This is a genomic window from Thermohahella caldifontis, from assembly GCF_041153465.1.
Taxonomy (GTDB): Bacteria; Pseudomonadota; Gammaproteobacteria; order Pseudomonadales; family Oleiphilaceae; genus Thermohahella; species Thermohahella caldifontis.
On sequence record NZ_CP154858.1, the window covers coordinates 1,866,500 to 1,882,270 of the forward strand.

The window sequence follows — 15,771 nt, forward strand, 5'->3', positions numbered from 1 at the left end:
AAAATAGGCATATGGCCCGCTACAGGCCTTGTGTGGCGCGCGCCGATCCTTTTTAATGGTGTGCCATGAACCGCTGCGCTGAGGCGTCACATACTAACATGCCTGCTCCCGAAAACGAGACTCTGTCGGGCAGTTTCCGGCTGATGTCGGAAATGGCCAGACCGAAGCCCATTGCCGTACGCATGGAGCAGTTTGCCCGGCTGGGCAAGCGGGCCTCGCTGGCGGCACTGGTTCTCATGCTGTGTGCCGCAGCGGTGGCCGTGAGCCTGCAACTGACCGGTCGTGCTGCCGGCAGCCTGCCCTCCTGGGCCGTGCTGATGCTGGCCGAGGCGCTGCTGGTCCTGATTCTTGGGCGCAGCATACAGGGGCGGGTGCAGACGCCGGAGAGCACGCCTCCCAGAGTGCTCTACATTCTCAATGGCGTCACCAACCTGATACTGGCCGGCATTCCCCTGCTTCTGGGACCCGGCCTGGCCCTGCAGGTCAGCATGCTGCCCACGCCCGCGCTGGAAGTCATCGGCCAGGCCGTGCTGGGCGCCACCTGCCTGATTCTGTATTTCCTCGGCACCATGCCGTCGGGTTTCGTGCTCATTGCGTCCACCCCCATCGCCTGGCTGGCCGGGCTGGCATGGGCCAGGGGCGGTGACGTGCCGGCCCACCTGTATCTGGAAATGGCGACGCTGGCCGCCTTCCTCTACCCCGTGGCCCTGCTCTGGTTCCGGGCTTCGGCCCGCTATGCCCGCAAGGGCCTGATTCACCAGACACTCATCCGCTATCTGGACAATGCCCGACAGCACACCGAATCCCTGAATCAGCAGCTGGCGTGGGAAATCGGCCAGCGCGAACAGACGGAAGCGGACCTGAAGGCGGCTCAGGCAGAACTGCAGACCGCCGTACGCGAACGCACCCGCGAGCTGGAACAGGCCAACCGTCAGCTCAGCAAGCAGATCCGTCTGCGCAAATCCATCAGCGATGCACTGGTCAAGAGTCAGCATCGTCTCAGCCAGGCCATCGAAGCCACCGAACTGGCGCTCTGGGACTGGGATATTCCCGAAGGCAGGGTCTTCCAGTCGCCGTTCCATGATGCCTTCGGCCCGAGCGAACTGAGCTCCGAACACTTCGTCGCCCGCCTTCGCGACATCCTGCACCCGGAAGACGAGCGCACACTGCGCCAGGCCCTGGTCCGCTGCCTGAAGGACGAAGCCAGCGATTACCGGGTGCACTACCGGGTCCGCACCGACAACGGCTGGCTGTGGGTGGAGGATTGCGGCAAGGTGGTGAGCCGCGATGAGCACGGCCGCGCGACACGGATGATCGGCACCCGCCGCGATGTGACCCGCGACCATGAAATGGACGAACAGCTCCGGCTGGCCAAGACCGTCTTTGACTTCACGGCCGAGGGCATCTTTGCCCTGGATGCGGACTTCCGCTTCCTGACCGTCAACCCCGCCTTCACCCGCATCACCGGTCATGCCCCGGAAGATGTGCTGGGCAAGACCCTGATGGAAATCAGCGGTACGCCCCAGCGGGAGCAAGTCTTCCGGCGGATCTGCGAGGCCCTGAAAGCCGAAGGACAATGGCAGGGCGAGATATACGAAAAACGCCGTTCCGGCGACTACTATCCCCAGTGGATGCAGCTTTCCGCCGTCCGTGATGACCAGGGCCGCACCACCCTCTACGCCGGCATCTTCATCGACAGCAGCGAACGCAAGCGCACGGACGAACAGCTGCACTACCTGCTCAACTACGACGACCTCACCGGCCTGACCAACCGGGTTCAGTTCAAGAACCGGCTGCATCAGGCCCTCAACCAGATGCGCGAACACTTCGAGCGTTATGCACTGATGGTGCTGGATGTGGACCGCTTCCGCCATGTCAACGAAAGTCTCGGACATGATGGTGGCGACGCCCTGCTCAAGCAGGTGGCCCAGCGGCTCTCCGCACTGGCGCAGCAGGCCGAGACCCTGGCACGCCTGGGCAACGACGAGTTCGCCATTCTGCAGAAAGTCAGCAACCGGGCCGAGGCCGGCGCACTGGCCCAGCGCATCCTCGATGCCCTCAAGGTGCCCTTCAATGTGGAAGGGCAGGAAATCTACTTGGCCGTGTCCATCGGTATCACCCTGACCCCGGACAATGCCCGCGAACTGCAGACGCTGCTGGCCCAGGCCCAGTCCGCGGTACGTCAGGCCAAGTATCTGGGTGGCAACACCTTCGAGTTTTACAGCAAGATGCTGCAGAATCTGGCCGGCCAGCGCCTGTCACTGGAGTCCGAACTGCGCAAGGCGCTGGCCCGCAACGAGCTGGAAGTCTACTACCAGCCCAAGCTGAATGTGCGCACACAGATGATCGAAAGTGTCGAGGCACTGGTACGCTGGCACCACCCCGAACGGGGCATGATCTCGCCGGCGGAATTCGTGCCGGTGGCCGAGGAATCCGGCCTCATCATGGAAATCGGCGAACAGGTGCTCCGGCAGGCCTGCGCCCAGGCCGTGCGCTGGGCCGATCAGGGACTCGGGGATATCCGGGTGGCGGTGAACCTGTCCGCCTACCAGTTCCGCCAGAGCCACCTGGTGCGCACCGTCAGGGACATTCTCGACGAAACCGGCCTGCCCCCGAGCCAGCTGGATCTGGAACTGACGGAAAGCGCCCTGATGGAAAACCTGAGCCGCACCACCTTCACCCTGAGCCGGTTCCGGGAAATGGGCATCTACGTGACCGTGGATGACTTCGGCACCGGCTACTCCTCCCTCAGCTATCTCAAGCGCTTCCCCATCAATGCGCTCAAGATTGACCAGATGTTCATCAAGGATGCCTGCACCAATCCGGACGATGCGGCCATCACCCGGGCCATCATCCTGCTCGGGCAAAGCCTGAACCTGGAAGTGGTGGCCGAAGGCGTGGAAAATCAGGAGCACATCAGCTTCCTCAAGCGCTGCGGCTGTCATACCCTGCAGGGCTATTTCATTTCACCGCCACTGAGCACCCAACGGCTGAGCGAACTGCTGCACCGGCAACTTTCTGCGCCGCTGAGCGTTCCCGCAGTTGAAATGAACGCCCTCACCTCTCTATAGTACGGGGTATGGATACCCCTCAGGACATTCTCGGCTGGCTGAATCAGCATGAACAGACCCTGCGCAAGAGCGAGCGCAAGGTCGCGGAATACGTGCGCCGCCATCCTCAGGACGTCATCCACATGCGCATTGTGGATCTGGCCACCGAGGCCCACGTGAGCGAGCCCACCATCGTGCGCTTCTGCCGGGCGCTCGGCTACGCCAGCTTCCAGAAATTCAAGGTCAACCTGGCGCAGCAGCTTGTACAGGCCCAGGCACCGGTCATCTATCCGGTGCAGCCCGGAGATACCATCGACCGTATCGGCGAAAAGGTCATTCAGGGCATTCAGCACGCCCTGGCCCGGCTGCTGATGGATCTTGACTGGAAATCCATGCAGGCCGCCGCGGACGCCATCCGTGACAGCCGCCGGCTGCTGCTTTACGGTTTCGGGGCCTCCGGCGCCGTGGCCCAGGACGCCCAGCAAAAATTCTTCCGCCTCAAGCTGGACACCCTCGCCTGTCATGACCCCGATACCCAGGTCATGGCCGCCGCCCTGCTGGACGAACAGGACGTGGTGCTTGCCATCTCCCACAGCGGCCGCAACCGCAACCTGCTGGAAGCCTGCCGCAAGGTCCGTGAATCCGGCGCCCGGCTCATTACCCTCTGCCCGGCGAGCTGCCCCCTGGCCAGCCTGGCCGACATCCTGCTGGCGGTGCGCGTGAGCGAGGACACCGAAACCTTCACTCCCCTGGCTTCCCGCCTCATCCACCTGGCCGTGCTGGACATCCTCGCCACCGAACTCTACATGCAGATGGGTGAACCCGCCGAGACGCAACTGCGGCGCGTGAAGGACAACCTGCGAACACTGCGCTGGCAGGGCGACGCCTGAAATCCTGGCAGCCTCGGTCATAAAGGCTTTTCCAGAGCGTCATCATCTGGTAAAAATAATCCTGCAGGATTCATAACAACAATAACGGAACGACAGGAGCTGAAGCCATGGCCATGTCCTCCCACGGCAATACCGACCTCCATCAGACCCTCGTTGACGCCTTTCTGGATGTGACTCAGGAAGAACGCCAGCAAAGCGAACGCCTCACCGCCAAGCGCCGCCTCAAGGCCCGCCGCGCCATCGAAGACTATTTTGAACGCAAGCGCCTGGAACGGCAGATTGCGGACGGGTGGTGGCTGGAGTAAAGCCAGGCGGAAATCCATCCCGTTTACCGGCTGTCATGGCGGAAAAGCGTTAAAAACGGTAAAATTGCGGCCCTGAAGATAAAGAATCAAACACAACTCAGGGCCGTACATGAATTCACCTCAACCGACACCGCCGGTAACCTATCCCGTTGCTGACGACGAAATTGATCTCGGAGAGCTCGTTCGCAACCTCTGGGCCAGCCGCGGTCTGATCGCAGGCATTACGCTGCTCTGCCTGGCATTGGCGGGCGGCTATCTCGCCATAACCCCGCCGGTTTACATCTCCGATGCACGCGTGGATGAACCCAGCACTCAGCAAACCCTGACGCTGGCGCCACAGCCGATCGACAACTTCACGCTGACTTCGGAAGTCCTCTTCAAGCGCTTTGTTCAACTGGTGGAATCCAAGACGCTGCAGGCGGACTACTTCCAAAGCCAGCTCCCGGAAGACCTCAAAGGTGACGCTGACGCGACCAAGGGCTGGATTGAAAGCCGGCTCAAGGCATTCAAGGTGACCCGCCCGCGCAGCAAGGACGGCGATACCGCCGTCACCCTGAGCCTGGAAGCCAACTCGGCCGATCAGGCACAAACCGACCTCAGCGAACTGATCAAGCGGGCCAACGCGACTGCGCTGCGCCTGCTGGAAGAAGACTACCGTGCGGTGCTGGATGCCAACATCCGCACGCTGGAACGCAAGATCATCGAGCTGCGCGCCACGCACAATGAAACGGTCAGAGCCCGCATTGCCCAACTCGACGAGGCGCTCCAGATCGCCAGAAAGCTGGGCATTGAACAGGATGAAAGCTTCAAGGCCGTGGGGGGCGCACTCTCCCCCGAAGGGGCACCAAACCGGGCCGGCGGGGTGATCCAAGTCGTGGATATTCCGCTGTACCTCAAGGGCACCCGCACCCTGAGCGCACTCAAGGCGTCCTGGGAAGCGCGCCTGAATCAGGACGCCTTCGTGGCAGGGCTGGCGGAAGTCAAAGCCAAACTGGATACCCTCAAGCGCATTGAGACCAAAACCTTTGCCGGGCAGACCTTTACCCTGATCGACCCGCCCAGCAACCCGCTGGACCCCGCCAAGCCCAAGCGGGCGCTGGTGATGGCACTGGCGGGGGTGTTGGGCCTGATGCTGGGGGTCTTCGCAGCCCTTATCCGCAGAGCATTCAGAGACTGATTTTTGTCAGGAGGCGGACTCCGAAGAGCCCACCTCCTCAACCACCTCTCGCTGACTGTTGATGCACCAAATATGATCCACCGGATCATTGGCGGGTCGATATCCCAGCGGTGCATCCAGCAGCAACTGGCGAATCATGCCACAGTCAAACGCATGACAGGCCAGATCCAGCCGCTTCAGCAAACGCTCCACCTCAGGCCAGGGCAGACTGACCTCCTGAGCTTTCAGAATACGAGGATGATCCGTGCCGGTTGGATTATCACCAATCAGCAACTCCTCGTAGAGCTTTTCACCCGGACGCAGCCCGGTGTAGACAATTTCGATATCGCCATCCGGATTGGCTTCGGTTCTGGGCTCCAACCCCATCAGATGGATCATCTTGGCGGCCAGGTCAGCAATCCTGACCGGTTCGCCCATATCCAGCACAAATACCTCACCCTCGCCCCCCATGGCACCCGCCTGCAGCACCAACTGGCTGGCCTCCGGTATCGTCATGAAATAGCGGATGATATCCGGATGAGTCACCGTAACCGGCCCACCACTGCGAATCTGCTCGCGAAAGAGGGGGACCACCGAGCCGGAAGAGCCCAGCACATTCCCAAAACGCACCATGGCAAACTTCGTATTGTGCTGCCTTTGTGCCAATGCCTGCAGCACCAGCTCTGCACAGCGCTTGCTCGCCCCCATGACGTTGGTGGGCCGCACGGCCTTGTCCGTGGAAATGAGCACAAACTTCTCAACGCCCGAGCGGATGGCGGCTTCTGCTGCAAACCAGGTTCCGAACACGTTGTTCCGGATGCCCTCGATGATATTATGCTCAACCAAGGGAACGTGCTTGTAGGCGGCCGCATGGTAAACCGTATCAATCTCAAAGGCCTGCATGACGGACTCCAGCCGCCGCTGATGCTGGACGGAGCCCAGCACCGCAACGATGCGCACCTGCGGTGCTTCGTCCTGAGCCTCCAGTTCCTTCTCGATGGCATACAAGGCATATTCGGAGAGCTCAAAGAGCACCAGCGTCCGGGGACGCAGCCTGAGGATCTGCCGGCACAGTTCCGAACCAATGGACCCCCCGGCGCCGGTGACCATCACATTCTTGCCGGTAATGCCCTGACCGAGCAACGCCGGGTCCGGTGCGACCGGATCCCGCCCCAGCAGGTCCTCGATATCGATATCACGCACTTCCTCGATGCGCGCGCGGCCGGACATGATGTCGTCAATGTCCGGGATGGTCATGACCCGGATCGACTGCTGCTCGAGATAGCGCAGTACCAGCCGGCGCTGTCCGCGGGAGGCATGCCCCAGGGCCAGCAGTACCAACTCCGCACCACGGTCTTCCATGAGCTGTTTCAGCCCTGCAGGCGCATACACCCGGTGACCACAGACCACCGTTCCCTGCTTGGCGGGATCGTCATCCACAAAGGCCACGACCGAATATTCCGGCCCGCTCTGGAGGGCATTTGCCAGCCGACGACCGGAAACACCCGCACCATACACCACCACCCGCGTCTTTTCCTTGCTCGCCGCCTGATGGACGTAATAGCGCACCAGATAGCGGGTACCGCCCACGAACAGGGTGGCAAAGGCCCAGTAGATCACCGGGACGGAACGCGGCAACTGAAACGCCTGCAGCACATCACCCACCACCGAAAGAATCACCGCAGACAGTGTGGTGCCCGCCAGCACCGTGAACAGAACATGCTCCCCCATGTAGCGGATGACGGCGCGATAAAGCCCCAGCCTGACAAACACCAGCAAGCTTGAGGACAGCGTCACCAGCCACCCGAGCCAGAAGCCGGTCTCAGCAGGCAGAAAAACTTCACCCAAACGGAGCGTAAAGGCCATCCAGAGCGCCAGGGACAGCAGCACCGTATCTGCCGCCACGGAAATGAGACGTTTTTTCGGGCGTGGCAGTTCGAACAGCCAGTCAAATACCTTCACTACTCTGCTGCCACGCGTCACTGATCCTGCCATAATGCTCCCTTCAATTCTTCCGAAACTGACACACTAGTCTCCACAAGGGGCGGTCAGCCACGCACCCTGTCTCCCATTCCCTTTCCCAAAACCGTCAGAATAATGTATCTGCAGTAATTGGTCAGACTCATTGTATCAATCATTTCCTTGTCTGTGGCGGCCAAGAGTTCCGGCGTTGACATGTCAATGCCTTGAATCTGGGCCAGTCCCGTGATTCCTGGCCTCACCTCATACACACCGAGCCGATCGCGTGCCTCGGTCAGATCATGCTGGTTGAACAAACCCGGTCTGGGGCCAACCAAACTCATTTCACCTTTCAGCACATTCCAAAGCTGTGGAAGCTCATCCAGCTTTGTACGACGAAGAAAGCGACCTAGTGGCGTCACTGCTGCCGCGTTTGCTAGATGCGTGGCAACAGACTCGGTGTCAGGCCGCATGGTTCTGAACTTTACTAACACAAAGGGCTTTTTATGACGCCCGACTCTTTGCTGCCGGAAAATCGGCGATCCCGTGTCTATGTAACCCGCTAGACAAAGCATCACCAGTAATGGAAAGCTCACCAACAACCCCAATAACGAGAGTACAACATCAAAAAAACGAATCATTTTACCTCCGCCAAATTGCCTTAGTGAGCACTAGCCTCCCAGAAACACCTTCGCAACCCTTCTTCCAGCGTAACAGGTGGCGTCCAGCCAAGAATACTGCGAGCCTTAGATATATCCACTTGCAGGGAGCCAAGAAGCCGTTGCGCGATGTCCTCCTTCCCAGCCAATCGTGCACCTAGCCAAAGCAGCTTCTCAGGCACCGGAACCAGTCGAGCTGGTTTACCTACCGCTCGCCCAATTTTTCTCAAGAGTTCTGTTGTCGAAAGGTCTTGCCCATCACCGGCAAGGAATACCTGATTAGCTGCGGCAGGATGCTCTATACAAGTCACAAGCAAGTCTACCAGATTATCTCGTGCCACCAATGAACGTTTATTATGGATCGCTCCGAGAGGCAAGGGAACACCCTTCTTTATCATATAGATTATATTAGCGAAGTTCCCCTTTACCCCCGGACCGTATACGAGAGGAGGACGGATAATTACCACTTCCATACCTGTCTTGCACTGAATATCCCATAACCCCTGCTCAGCTTCAAACTTTGAAATAGCATATGCACCTTCTGGTTGTGGATAATCGGCCTCCGAAAATGCATACCCGCGCTTCGTAGTCTCTCCGTTGACCTTGATAGAACTGATAAAAATAAAACGCTTTATACCTAACGTAGCAGCCTGCCTCGCTAGATTTAGCGTCCCATAAACGTTCACACGACGATACTCTAACAAAGGGTCGGAACATTCATCTTTCATAATGTGTGAACGGGCCGCAGTATGTATGATGACATTTTGCCCAGACAAAATATTTGTCCAGTCCGTTCTTCCGTTAAAATCCTCAACAAAATATGTAGTGCAACCTTGGAATTCAGACTTAGCCCTCAAAGCAAGAGATACATCTATATTTTCATGTTTTTTTAACGATTGAACGACTGCTCTACCAACAAAGCCTGTCGCCCCGGTTACTAAGACTTGTAATCGCTTGTACATTAACTGAGCAGCTCCTTGTAAATTTCCAAATGCTGATCCACAATCTTTTCAATAGCAAAGTCCTTTTCAGCCAGACGGCGGCCAGCTAGCCCCATTTCTCTCCTTAAGCCCGGGTTTTCAATCAACTTTTGAATCGCATTAGCGAGGGATTCAACGTCCTTCACCGGCACCAAAAGCCCTGTCTTGCCAGGTATAACTGCGTCTCGACAGCCTGGTACATCAGTTGTTACGATGGCTCTACCGCAAGCTGCAGCTTCTAATAGACTTTTAGGCAGACCTTCACGGTAGGAGGGTAAGCAAACTATATGAGCAGCTGCGTATTGTTGCGCAATATCATCCCGAAAACCCAATAACACAACGTCTCCTTCAGCCTTCCATTGTTTCAGCATCGGCTCTGTTACACTCGTCGGGTTACCTGGGTCCGGTGAGCCAGCAAGACGCATTTCTACTGCCAGACCGCGGAGCTTTAAAAGCCTTGCAGCCGAAACAAATTCAAATACTCCTTTATCTCTAAGCAAACGTGCGGCCATTATTACAATCTCCTTGCCTTCAGGCTCAGGAATATAAGGATAATCAGATAAGGGTACACCAGCCCCCCTGATCAAATGAGTCTGGTGTAGTGAAACTAACTTTAGTGACACTAGTGCCTGACGATCATCCGGATTTTGGAATATCACAGCCAACTTTTTTTGCTTGAAAGCACAACGGTAAAGACCGATGACGATCCAACGCCTCACCCGTTCCAAGAGTGATTCAGCTAAAAAAACAGTTCCCAGCCCAGAAACGGCGCTAACCACCGCCTCAACGCCCGCGAGCCTCGCTGCGATGCCACCGTAAAGAACGGGTTTAATAGTTACTAGATGTACCAATGAAGGATTTGTTCCTCGAAACAGCCGCACTAGGCTAAACAATGTCCTCAACTCTTTTAAAGGATTCTGGCCACTACGTGCAAAAGGCACAATATGATGAATAAATCCTTTAGCCCGAATTAACTCGACGCTAGGTCCGTCTGCGGTTGCAACATGCACTTCATAACCGGCACTCTGCGCAGCCTCTGCCAATTGCAAGCGGTGAGAAAGAAAAAAATCCGGGTGTTAACCACATACAGAATAACTTTCGATGAACTATGCACGCCGTTTTTGTTGAAAAATGTCATATCATTAGTTAACATGCGAGACATATTTAGATGCTTTGCACTTATAAAAAACAAACCACGGAAGAAAGATAAAAAACCAAGTCATTGCAGTATTGAGATTGTTGTGCGTGAATGAAAAAAACACAATACCCGTCCAGCAGGCAAATAGAGGTGGCACATTGAAGCCATGGTAACGAACTATAATAACAAATGTTTTAGCGACAAAATAAACGCAAATAAAAAATGCTAAAAACCCGAGTTCTGCTAAGATTCTCAACAAATCATTATGGGTTACTCGTCTATCATATTTTGTTGGATCTATCGATCCAGAAGAAAGATCTACTTTATTAACACTTATAGAATAGTTCGAATATTCAGATACAAACCGCCCCCAACCAACACCGAAAGCGGGGTTATCATAGGCCATATTTATAGCCATTTTTGCAAAAATCAATCGCTCAGCATCACTAGCGCTGGTTTCCAACGACGAAAAGCGAGTCAAGCCAGAAGAAAATAATATAAAAATGCCCAATAAAAACATAAACCCATAAGCCAAACGCCTGTAACCAAGAGCACCTCTATAAAAAAGCCAACAAAAATGAATCAATGGAATTACTAATGCTGAACGAGATCCAGATAAAAAAAGCGATACAGTCATCACCGCAATAAAAAAATACTTAATAAATGAATTGCAGTAGCTTAATACTAGGACCCAGGATAGCGCGACGAATAATGCAAAATAATTAGGATTCGCGAATGTGCCTTCAATTCTGTCAGTCCCACCAATTAAATACTCAAAAATACCAGAGCACGACAAGAGAAATCCCAAAAACCCGATATATTTAAGCAATGAAATCAAGTCAGCTACTGAATGGATAGCCGTAAACAAAAACGTTAGAATAAGAAAAACCAAAATGAAATTAGCCGTTTGAACTTTGACATCCGAGTCAAATGGTGCAGCCCCTATAGAAAGAAAAACAAACAGGGCAAAAACCGAGAACAAACCAATTACTTTTGATAGCTTTCTACGTTTAGATATTAACAAAATAAGCATACAAACAAGAAACAATTGAATAAACTGATGAACTTCTCTAAATACAAAGACGAAGTTCTGAGAGAAAGAAACGGCGCTGGTAAAAAATAGGGCCGCAAGTCTTATGTTAGTCGAACGTTGTTTAATACAAAAAACCACATAAGCTACAAAAAACACAAAAGGAAATCCATATTTAACCACCACATCAGCCACTCAAAAGCCCCTCATAAATAGTTAAATGCTTACTAACAAACTGATCCAAACTATATTCATGAGATAAAATATCCCTTAGTTTTCTTCCCCTTTTGCGAGCTTCTTCGGGATTTTCTACAATTTTATCAAGAATAGTCGGAAAATCCCTCAAAGCCGTCAAATATCCACAAGATTTATTTATAAGCTCAGGGATTGCTCCAACTGGTGTAGAAACAACCGGAATTCCCCTGGCGCCAGCCTCTAGAATTACCATAGGTAAGCCTTCCCACAAAGAAGGTAATATAAGGCAATCCACTTCTGAAAACACGGCATCTATGTCTGAAACCTTTCCGATTACTCTTATTCGTGAGCTTAGTCCCTCCTTAAAAATCTTCGTCTCCAAGTCTTGGCGTAGGCTACCATCACCGGCGACAATGAATCTAGCCGTTTCATCCTTCATTCCCAATACAATATCAGTAATAGCCATTGGATTTTTAGGTGTTTCAAGGCGACCAAGAAACAAAAAAGTGAAATTATCACGGGATTTATAATGCCGAACAGCTTTAAGCTTTACGGAATTTTTGATGATAACTGGGGACGCATTCAAATGTGGGTGCTGTTTTTTGGAGAAAACTATATCATTTTCGCGCCATGACCTTGTCAGTTTTATGAAACCAACTCTAACAAACCCTCCCACCCGAAAAGTATGACTTGTAAAAACTATTTTTAGGTTCCGATTGAAAAATTTGAGAACGACGGCCAAAACCAACGAATGAAACATATGAGCGTGTATTATATTTATATTTTTATCTCTAATGTAACAATTAACCATTAAAAATGCATGCACAAAACCCTTAATAGTTTTAGCTATAGATAGCGCCTTATGTGGAAACTCAATATCTTTATATTGCTCCAAAATCTCAGTGTCTTCGTTTAATGAAATGACATGGACATCCAATCCACGTCTCTTCAACTCATTCGCTAGTTCAACAACTACACGCTCAGCTCCACCGACTCCGAGCCCGGTTACCAATTGAAGGATAGCCACCACTAACGCCTCCCCAAACCATCGAGCATCAAAGAAGATATATTTTGGGCGACACGTTCCCACTGATACTCCGCGCTTTTCCTTTTTGCATTAGTACTGATCCTATTAAGTTCTAACGGATTTTCCAAAATCTCTATAATTTTACTAGCGATCACCTCCGCGTCGAAATCGCTTGTTACAATGCCGTTTATATTATCACCGAGAATAAGAGAATAATCATTAGAAGGCGTTGTAACAACAACAGCACCGGCACTCATAGCCTCCAGCATAACAGTGGGCGTTCCTTCCGAAAGTGAAGTAAGGAGAAATATCTTAGTGTTCCTCATCAAATCTCTGATTTCGCTTGGAGTAAGCTGTCCAAGCAACTTAACATTATCTGCCTTAAGATATTGTATATAACGGGTGAGTTCTGATTGAAGCGCACCCGAACCAGCAATTGCAAATTTTAAAGAAGGAAGCTTATTCGCTACGTCTATGAAAAGCTTATGATTTTTAACAGGAACCAAAGAACCGACGGTCACAACGTCGTACTCAAATACTGTGTTTGCCCCTTCAGATAAAAACTCATTATCTACCCCACTAGGTTGCCAGAAAACTTTCACACTCGGCCTAACCTCATTTTTGAGATATAGGTATTCCGAGTATCCTGTGCAATATACTAGGTCATAATCCGAAAGTATTTTTGAATATATAGATCTGAATATTTTTGTTCTGCGCATTTTACCATGCACAGAGCAACAAAGTATTTTAGCCGAACATAATCTTGCCAACAAAGGGCCAAAATAAAAAGCCGTATAGTCGCCATGCAAGTGAACAACATCAAACCTCAACCTCCTAGTTGTTATATTTAAAACAACCGCAATATAAAATAAAAGATCTCTAACGACCTGAGGCCTAACCCTAGCTAGAGAAGCTCCGCGCAATAATCTGATGTCAAATGGCGAACTCATATTTCCACAATTAAATGCCACAACAACATCATGCCCCTGCTGCCTTTGAAGCTGAGACAGCCTCAAAACGTGTTTCTCCAAACCACCTTGCCTAGGCGGCAGAAATGGATATACTCTTAATATTTTCATAATAGTTCCATCCCTAGAATTTCATTTCTATATCTAGTAAAAACATGGTCCCATTCGTAGTTATCCTCTATATGACGCCTGGCATTATTACCAATCTGTCTTCTAAGATCTTCCGATGACAGCAATTTATTCAATATACATTTTAAACCGCGCCTATACGGCTTTTCGATTACAAATCCATTTTCACCACTTATGACAACGCCTTTTAGATAACCCACATTAGTAGTAATAACAGGCAACCCGCAAGCCATTGCTTCAAGCAAAGCCCTGGGAACACCCTCCGAAAGAGAATAATGTATATATAAATCACAATGTGGTAAAATCCTCGACAGCTCGCGATGAGATATATTCTCGTAAACAACAAGATTTTCAGCGTTACCCAATTCTTCGAAGATTTGAAAGTAAGCGCTTTTTAAGTCCCCACTGCCAATAATTGTCAGCCTAAAATCAATTCCAGTAGAAAAGAGGTCCCTGATTAAGCCTAAGTGATTTTTGAGGGGAGTAAATCTTCCAACAGTGACAATATTAACTTTTTCGTGAATAGCATAATCGGTTTTCCTAAATTTGAAAGTTTTTAGATCAACCCGATTTGGAACAACAACCAACTTATCCTCGAAAGACTTACCGTACACTGATATCACGACGTCTTTCATGTCTTCTGAAAGGCACCGTATTTTATCGGCTCGCTTAAAAGAATACATAACCAAACGCCTTAAAAATATAAAGAATATTTTCGACCTAAAACTCGTTGATCGGGGCTTGAAATAGTGTTCGCCATGCAGCTCAACGAAAACTTTATATTTGTATAAATTTTTACAAAGCACCGCCATCAATCCACCGAGTATTGGACATTGCGCCACAACATGAGTTGGCTTAATTTTTCTAATATAGAAAGGTAGAAAAAAGCTTAAAGCCATGAAAACGAATTGCCTTTTACTTAACGAAGGAAGCAAATGCAGATGTAGTTTGCCCTCAATAGTATAACTAGCCCTATTATTTGTAGACCGGCCAACAATATGATACTCATCAAATGCCTTGGCTAACTCTTGCCAAATGTTGGCAGTATGATGACTATTTGGTAATGGCGGATATTGATTTGCACTAATATGTAGACATTTATTTTTCATCGAATAGCACTTTCTTGTACATCAATACTACATTTTCTGTGGAAAAACGGCGAACATATTCCAAATTTTCATAAGCAAGTGATTGTTGCAGCCTACAATCGTTTAACAGCTCAACAACCTTATTAGTAAACATTACTGGGTCATTTTTATCTACAACAAACATTTTTTGTTTTGGACCCACCAACTGTTCCGAACCACCAGCATTAGTCGATACAATTGGCAAACCCGATGCCATAGCCTCCAATATGACTCTAGGAAATCCCTCATTAAACGTAGGATGCAAAAATAAATCCGCAACCTTATATAAACTTTGTATTTTATTATTTGGAACTTCGCCCATAAATACACATTTATTCTCGAGTTCATATTCTGCTGAAATTTTTTTAAGCTCTTCTAATTCACACCCGCCACCTGCTATCACGATTATTGTCTTTGAAGCCTCTGCTGCCCCCTTAAAACGTAATAACAATTGCCGAAAATAGAAGCCCGTTCTCCTTACCGGAGATAGTCTATGTACTATCAACAAAATTTTTGTATCGGCAGGCAGACTTAAGGAATTTAAAAAATCTGTCTTTGCAATCCTCTTCTCAGTGGTAGAACATGAAAATCGCTCAATATCAATATCGTTATACAAAAGCTTGATTTTTTCTTTTTTAACACCAACAATGCTTTCGTAATAATCTACCATATATTCCGGTCCAGTCACGAAATATGTAGTCATTTTTCTAGCAACAAAACCTGGTATATATGATTTTAAAAACCATCTTAATTTCTTAAATCCAAAAGGTTGCGCCCAATCCCATTCATGAGTTGTACCACTCTGCCAGAAAAAAGTTCTAGCCCCAGAAAAAATCGCCGCAAAACTCGCAACGATAGCAGTCACGCTAGAAATCCTGATAAATGTGTTTTTGTATCCTTTCTTATGATAACTTAAGAGCAATAAAAACAATTCAAGATATCTCACCAACCCTTTTCTATGCAAAGTATCGACGATTATATTTTTTTGTCTGAATTCTGGCCTATCGGCTGCCTTTTCAATAAGCAACACAACATTCACATTGCTTTCTGCCAAGACTGAAATTAGATTAATAACATGATAAAAATGTGACGATTCGTTCTTCGAATAACTATTAAGTATATAAATAAGATTTTTGTCACTTGTCTTACACATTTTTC

13 protein-coding genes are annotated in these 15,771 nt (G+C 50.5%); 4 read left to right on the plus strand and 9 right to left on the minus strand.

Features of this window, described 5'->3' with window-relative positions:
• The first annotated feature begins 98 nt into the window (after positions 1 to 98).
• From AAIA72_RS09065 to AAIA72_RS09080, 4 genes are all read left to right on the plus strand, one after another.
• A complete protein-coding gene (locus AAIA72_RS09065) occupies positions 99 to 3,071 on the plus strand; it encodes an EAL domain-containing protein (protein ID WP_369600000.1) in 2,973 nt (990 codons plus the stop codon).
• An 8-nt stretch (positions 3,072 to 3,079) separates the two neighbouring features.
• Positions 3,080 to 3,940 (plus strand): MurR/RpiR family transcriptional regulator, encoded by an 861-nt coding sequence (locus AAIA72_RS09070; protein ID WP_369600001.1) that lies wholly within the window; start codon positions 3,080 to 3,082, stop codon positions 3,938 to 3,940.
• Between the two features lie 107 nt (positions 3,941 to 4,047).
• Complete coding sequence (locus AAIA72_RS09075) at positions 4,048 to 4,245, plus strand: PA3496 family putative envelope integrity protein (RefSeq protein ID WP_369600002.1); 198 nt, start codon at positions 4,048 to 4,050, stop codon at positions 4,243 to 4,245.
• 109 nt (positions 4,246 to 4,354) lie between these two features.
• Entirely contained in the window at positions 4,355 to 5,422 is a 1,068-nt protein-coding gene (locus tag AAIA72_RS09080) for an LPS O-antigen chain length determinant protein WzzB (protein ID WP_369600003.1), read from the plus strand.
• Positions 5,423 to 5,428: 6 nt separating this feature from the next.
• On the opposite strand, the gene AAIA72_RS09085 is transcribed toward AAIA72_RS09080, so the two are convergent.
• From AAIA72_RS09085 to AAIA72_RS09125, 9 genes are all read right to left on the minus strand, one after another.
• Positions 5,429 to 7,396 (minus strand): polysaccharide biosynthesis protein, encoded by a 1,968-nt coding sequence (locus tag AAIA72_RS09085; protein ID WP_369600004.1) that lies wholly within the window; start codon positions 7,394 to 7,396, stop codon positions 5,429 to 5,431.
• 53 nt (positions 7,397 to 7,449) lie between these two features.
• Complete coding sequence (locus AAIA72_RS09090) at positions 7,450 to 8,001, minus strand: sugar transferase (RefSeq protein WP_369600005.1); 552 nt, start codon at positions 7,999 to 8,001, stop codon at positions 7,450 to 7,452.
• 20 nt (positions 8,002 to 8,021) lie between these two features.
• Positions 8,022 to 8,981: a UDP-glucose 4-epimerase family protein gene (locus tag AAIA72_RS09095; RefSeq protein ID WP_369600006.1), complete on the minus strand. Its 960-nt coding sequence runs from the start codon at positions 8,979 to 8,981 to the stop codon at positions 8,022 to 8,024.
• A complete protein-coding gene (locus AAIA72_RS09100) occupies positions 8,981 to 10,048 on the minus strand; it encodes a glycosyltransferase family 4 protein (protein ID WP_369600007.1) in 1,068 nt (355 codons plus the stop codon). The genes AAIA72_RS09095 and AAIA72_RS09100 overlap by 1 nt, the downstream gene beginning before the upstream one ends.
• 93 nt (positions 10,049 to 10,141) lie before the next feature.
• Positions 10,142 to 11,362 carry an O-antigen ligase family protein gene (locus AAIA72_RS09105; RefSeq protein ID WP_369600008.1) on the minus strand — a complete coding sequence of 407 codons (1,221 nt, stop codon included), beginning with the start codon at positions 11,360 to 11,362 and terminating at the stop codon, positions 10,142 to 10,144.
• Complete coding sequence (locus AAIA72_RS09110; RefSeq protein WP_369600009.1) at positions 11,355 to 12,389, minus strand: glycosyltransferase; 1,035 nt, start codon at positions 12,387 to 12,389, stop codon at positions 11,355 to 11,357. Before AAIA72_RS09110 ends, AAIA72_RS09105 begins: the two co-directional genes overlap by 8 nt.
• Positions 12,390 to 12,391: 2 nt before the next feature.
• Positions 12,392 to 13,468 (minus strand): glycosyltransferase family 4 protein, encoded by a 1,077-nt coding sequence (locus AAIA72_RS09115; RefSeq protein WP_369600010.1) that lies wholly within the window; start codon positions 13,466 to 13,468, stop codon positions 12,392 to 12,394.
• On the minus strand, positions 13,465 to 14,595 hold the full coding sequence (locus AAIA72_RS09120; RefSeq protein ID WP_369600011.1) for a glycosyltransferase family 4 protein: 1,131 nt from the start codon (positions 14,593 to 14,595) through the stop codon (positions 13,465 to 13,467). Before AAIA72_RS09120 ends, AAIA72_RS09115 begins: the two co-directional genes overlap by 4 nt.
• Complete coding sequence (locus AAIA72_RS09125; RefSeq protein WP_369600012.1) at positions 14,585 to 15,478, minus strand: glycosyltransferase family 4 protein; 894 nt, start codon at positions 15,476 to 15,478, stop codon at positions 14,585 to 14,587. Before AAIA72_RS09125 ends, AAIA72_RS09120 begins: the two co-directional genes overlap by 11 nt.
• Positions 15,479 to 15,771 lie beyond the last annotated feature (293 nt).

What these genes read in the sequence shown, in the direction of transcription:
- AAIA72_RS09065 (WP_369600000.1), top strand. Translation starts at nt 99, where the DNA reads ATGCCTGCTCCCGAAAACGAGACTCTGTCGGGCAGTTTCCGGCTGATG.
- AAIA72_RS09070 (WP_369600001.1), top strand. Translation starts at nt 3,080, where the DNA reads ATGGATACCCCTCAGGACATTCTCGGCTGGCTGAATCAGCATGAACAG.
- AAIA72_RS09075 (WP_369600002.1), top strand. Translation starts at nt 4,048, where the DNA reads ATGGCCATGTCCTCCCACGGCAATACCGACCTCCATCAGACCCTCGTT.
- AAIA72_RS09080 (WP_369600003.1), top strand. Translation starts at nt 4,355, where the DNA reads ATGAATTCACCTCAACCGACACCGCCGGTAACCTATCCCGTTGCTGAC.
- AAIA72_RS09085 (WP_369600004.1), bottom strand. Translation starts at nt 7,396, where the DNA reads ATGGCAGGATCAGTGACGCGTGGCAGCAGAGTAGTGAAGGTATTTGAC.
- AAIA72_RS09090 (WP_369600005.1), bottom strand. Translation starts at nt 8,001, where the DNA reads ATGATTCGTTTTTTTGATGTTGTACTCTCGTTATTGGGGTTGTTGGTG.
- AAIA72_RS09095 (WP_369600006.1), bottom strand. Translation starts at nt 8,981, where the DNA reads ATGTACAAGCGATTACAAGTCTTAGTAACCGGGGCGACAGGCTTTGTT.
- AAIA72_RS09115 (WP_369600010.1), bottom strand. Translation starts at nt 13,468, where the DNA reads ATGAAAATATTAAGAGTATATCCATTTCTGCCGCCTAGGCAAGGTGGT.
- AAIA72_RS09120 (WP_369600011.1), bottom strand. Translation starts at nt 14,595, where the DNA reads ATGAAAAATAAATGTCTACATATTAGTGCAAATCAATATCCGCCATTA.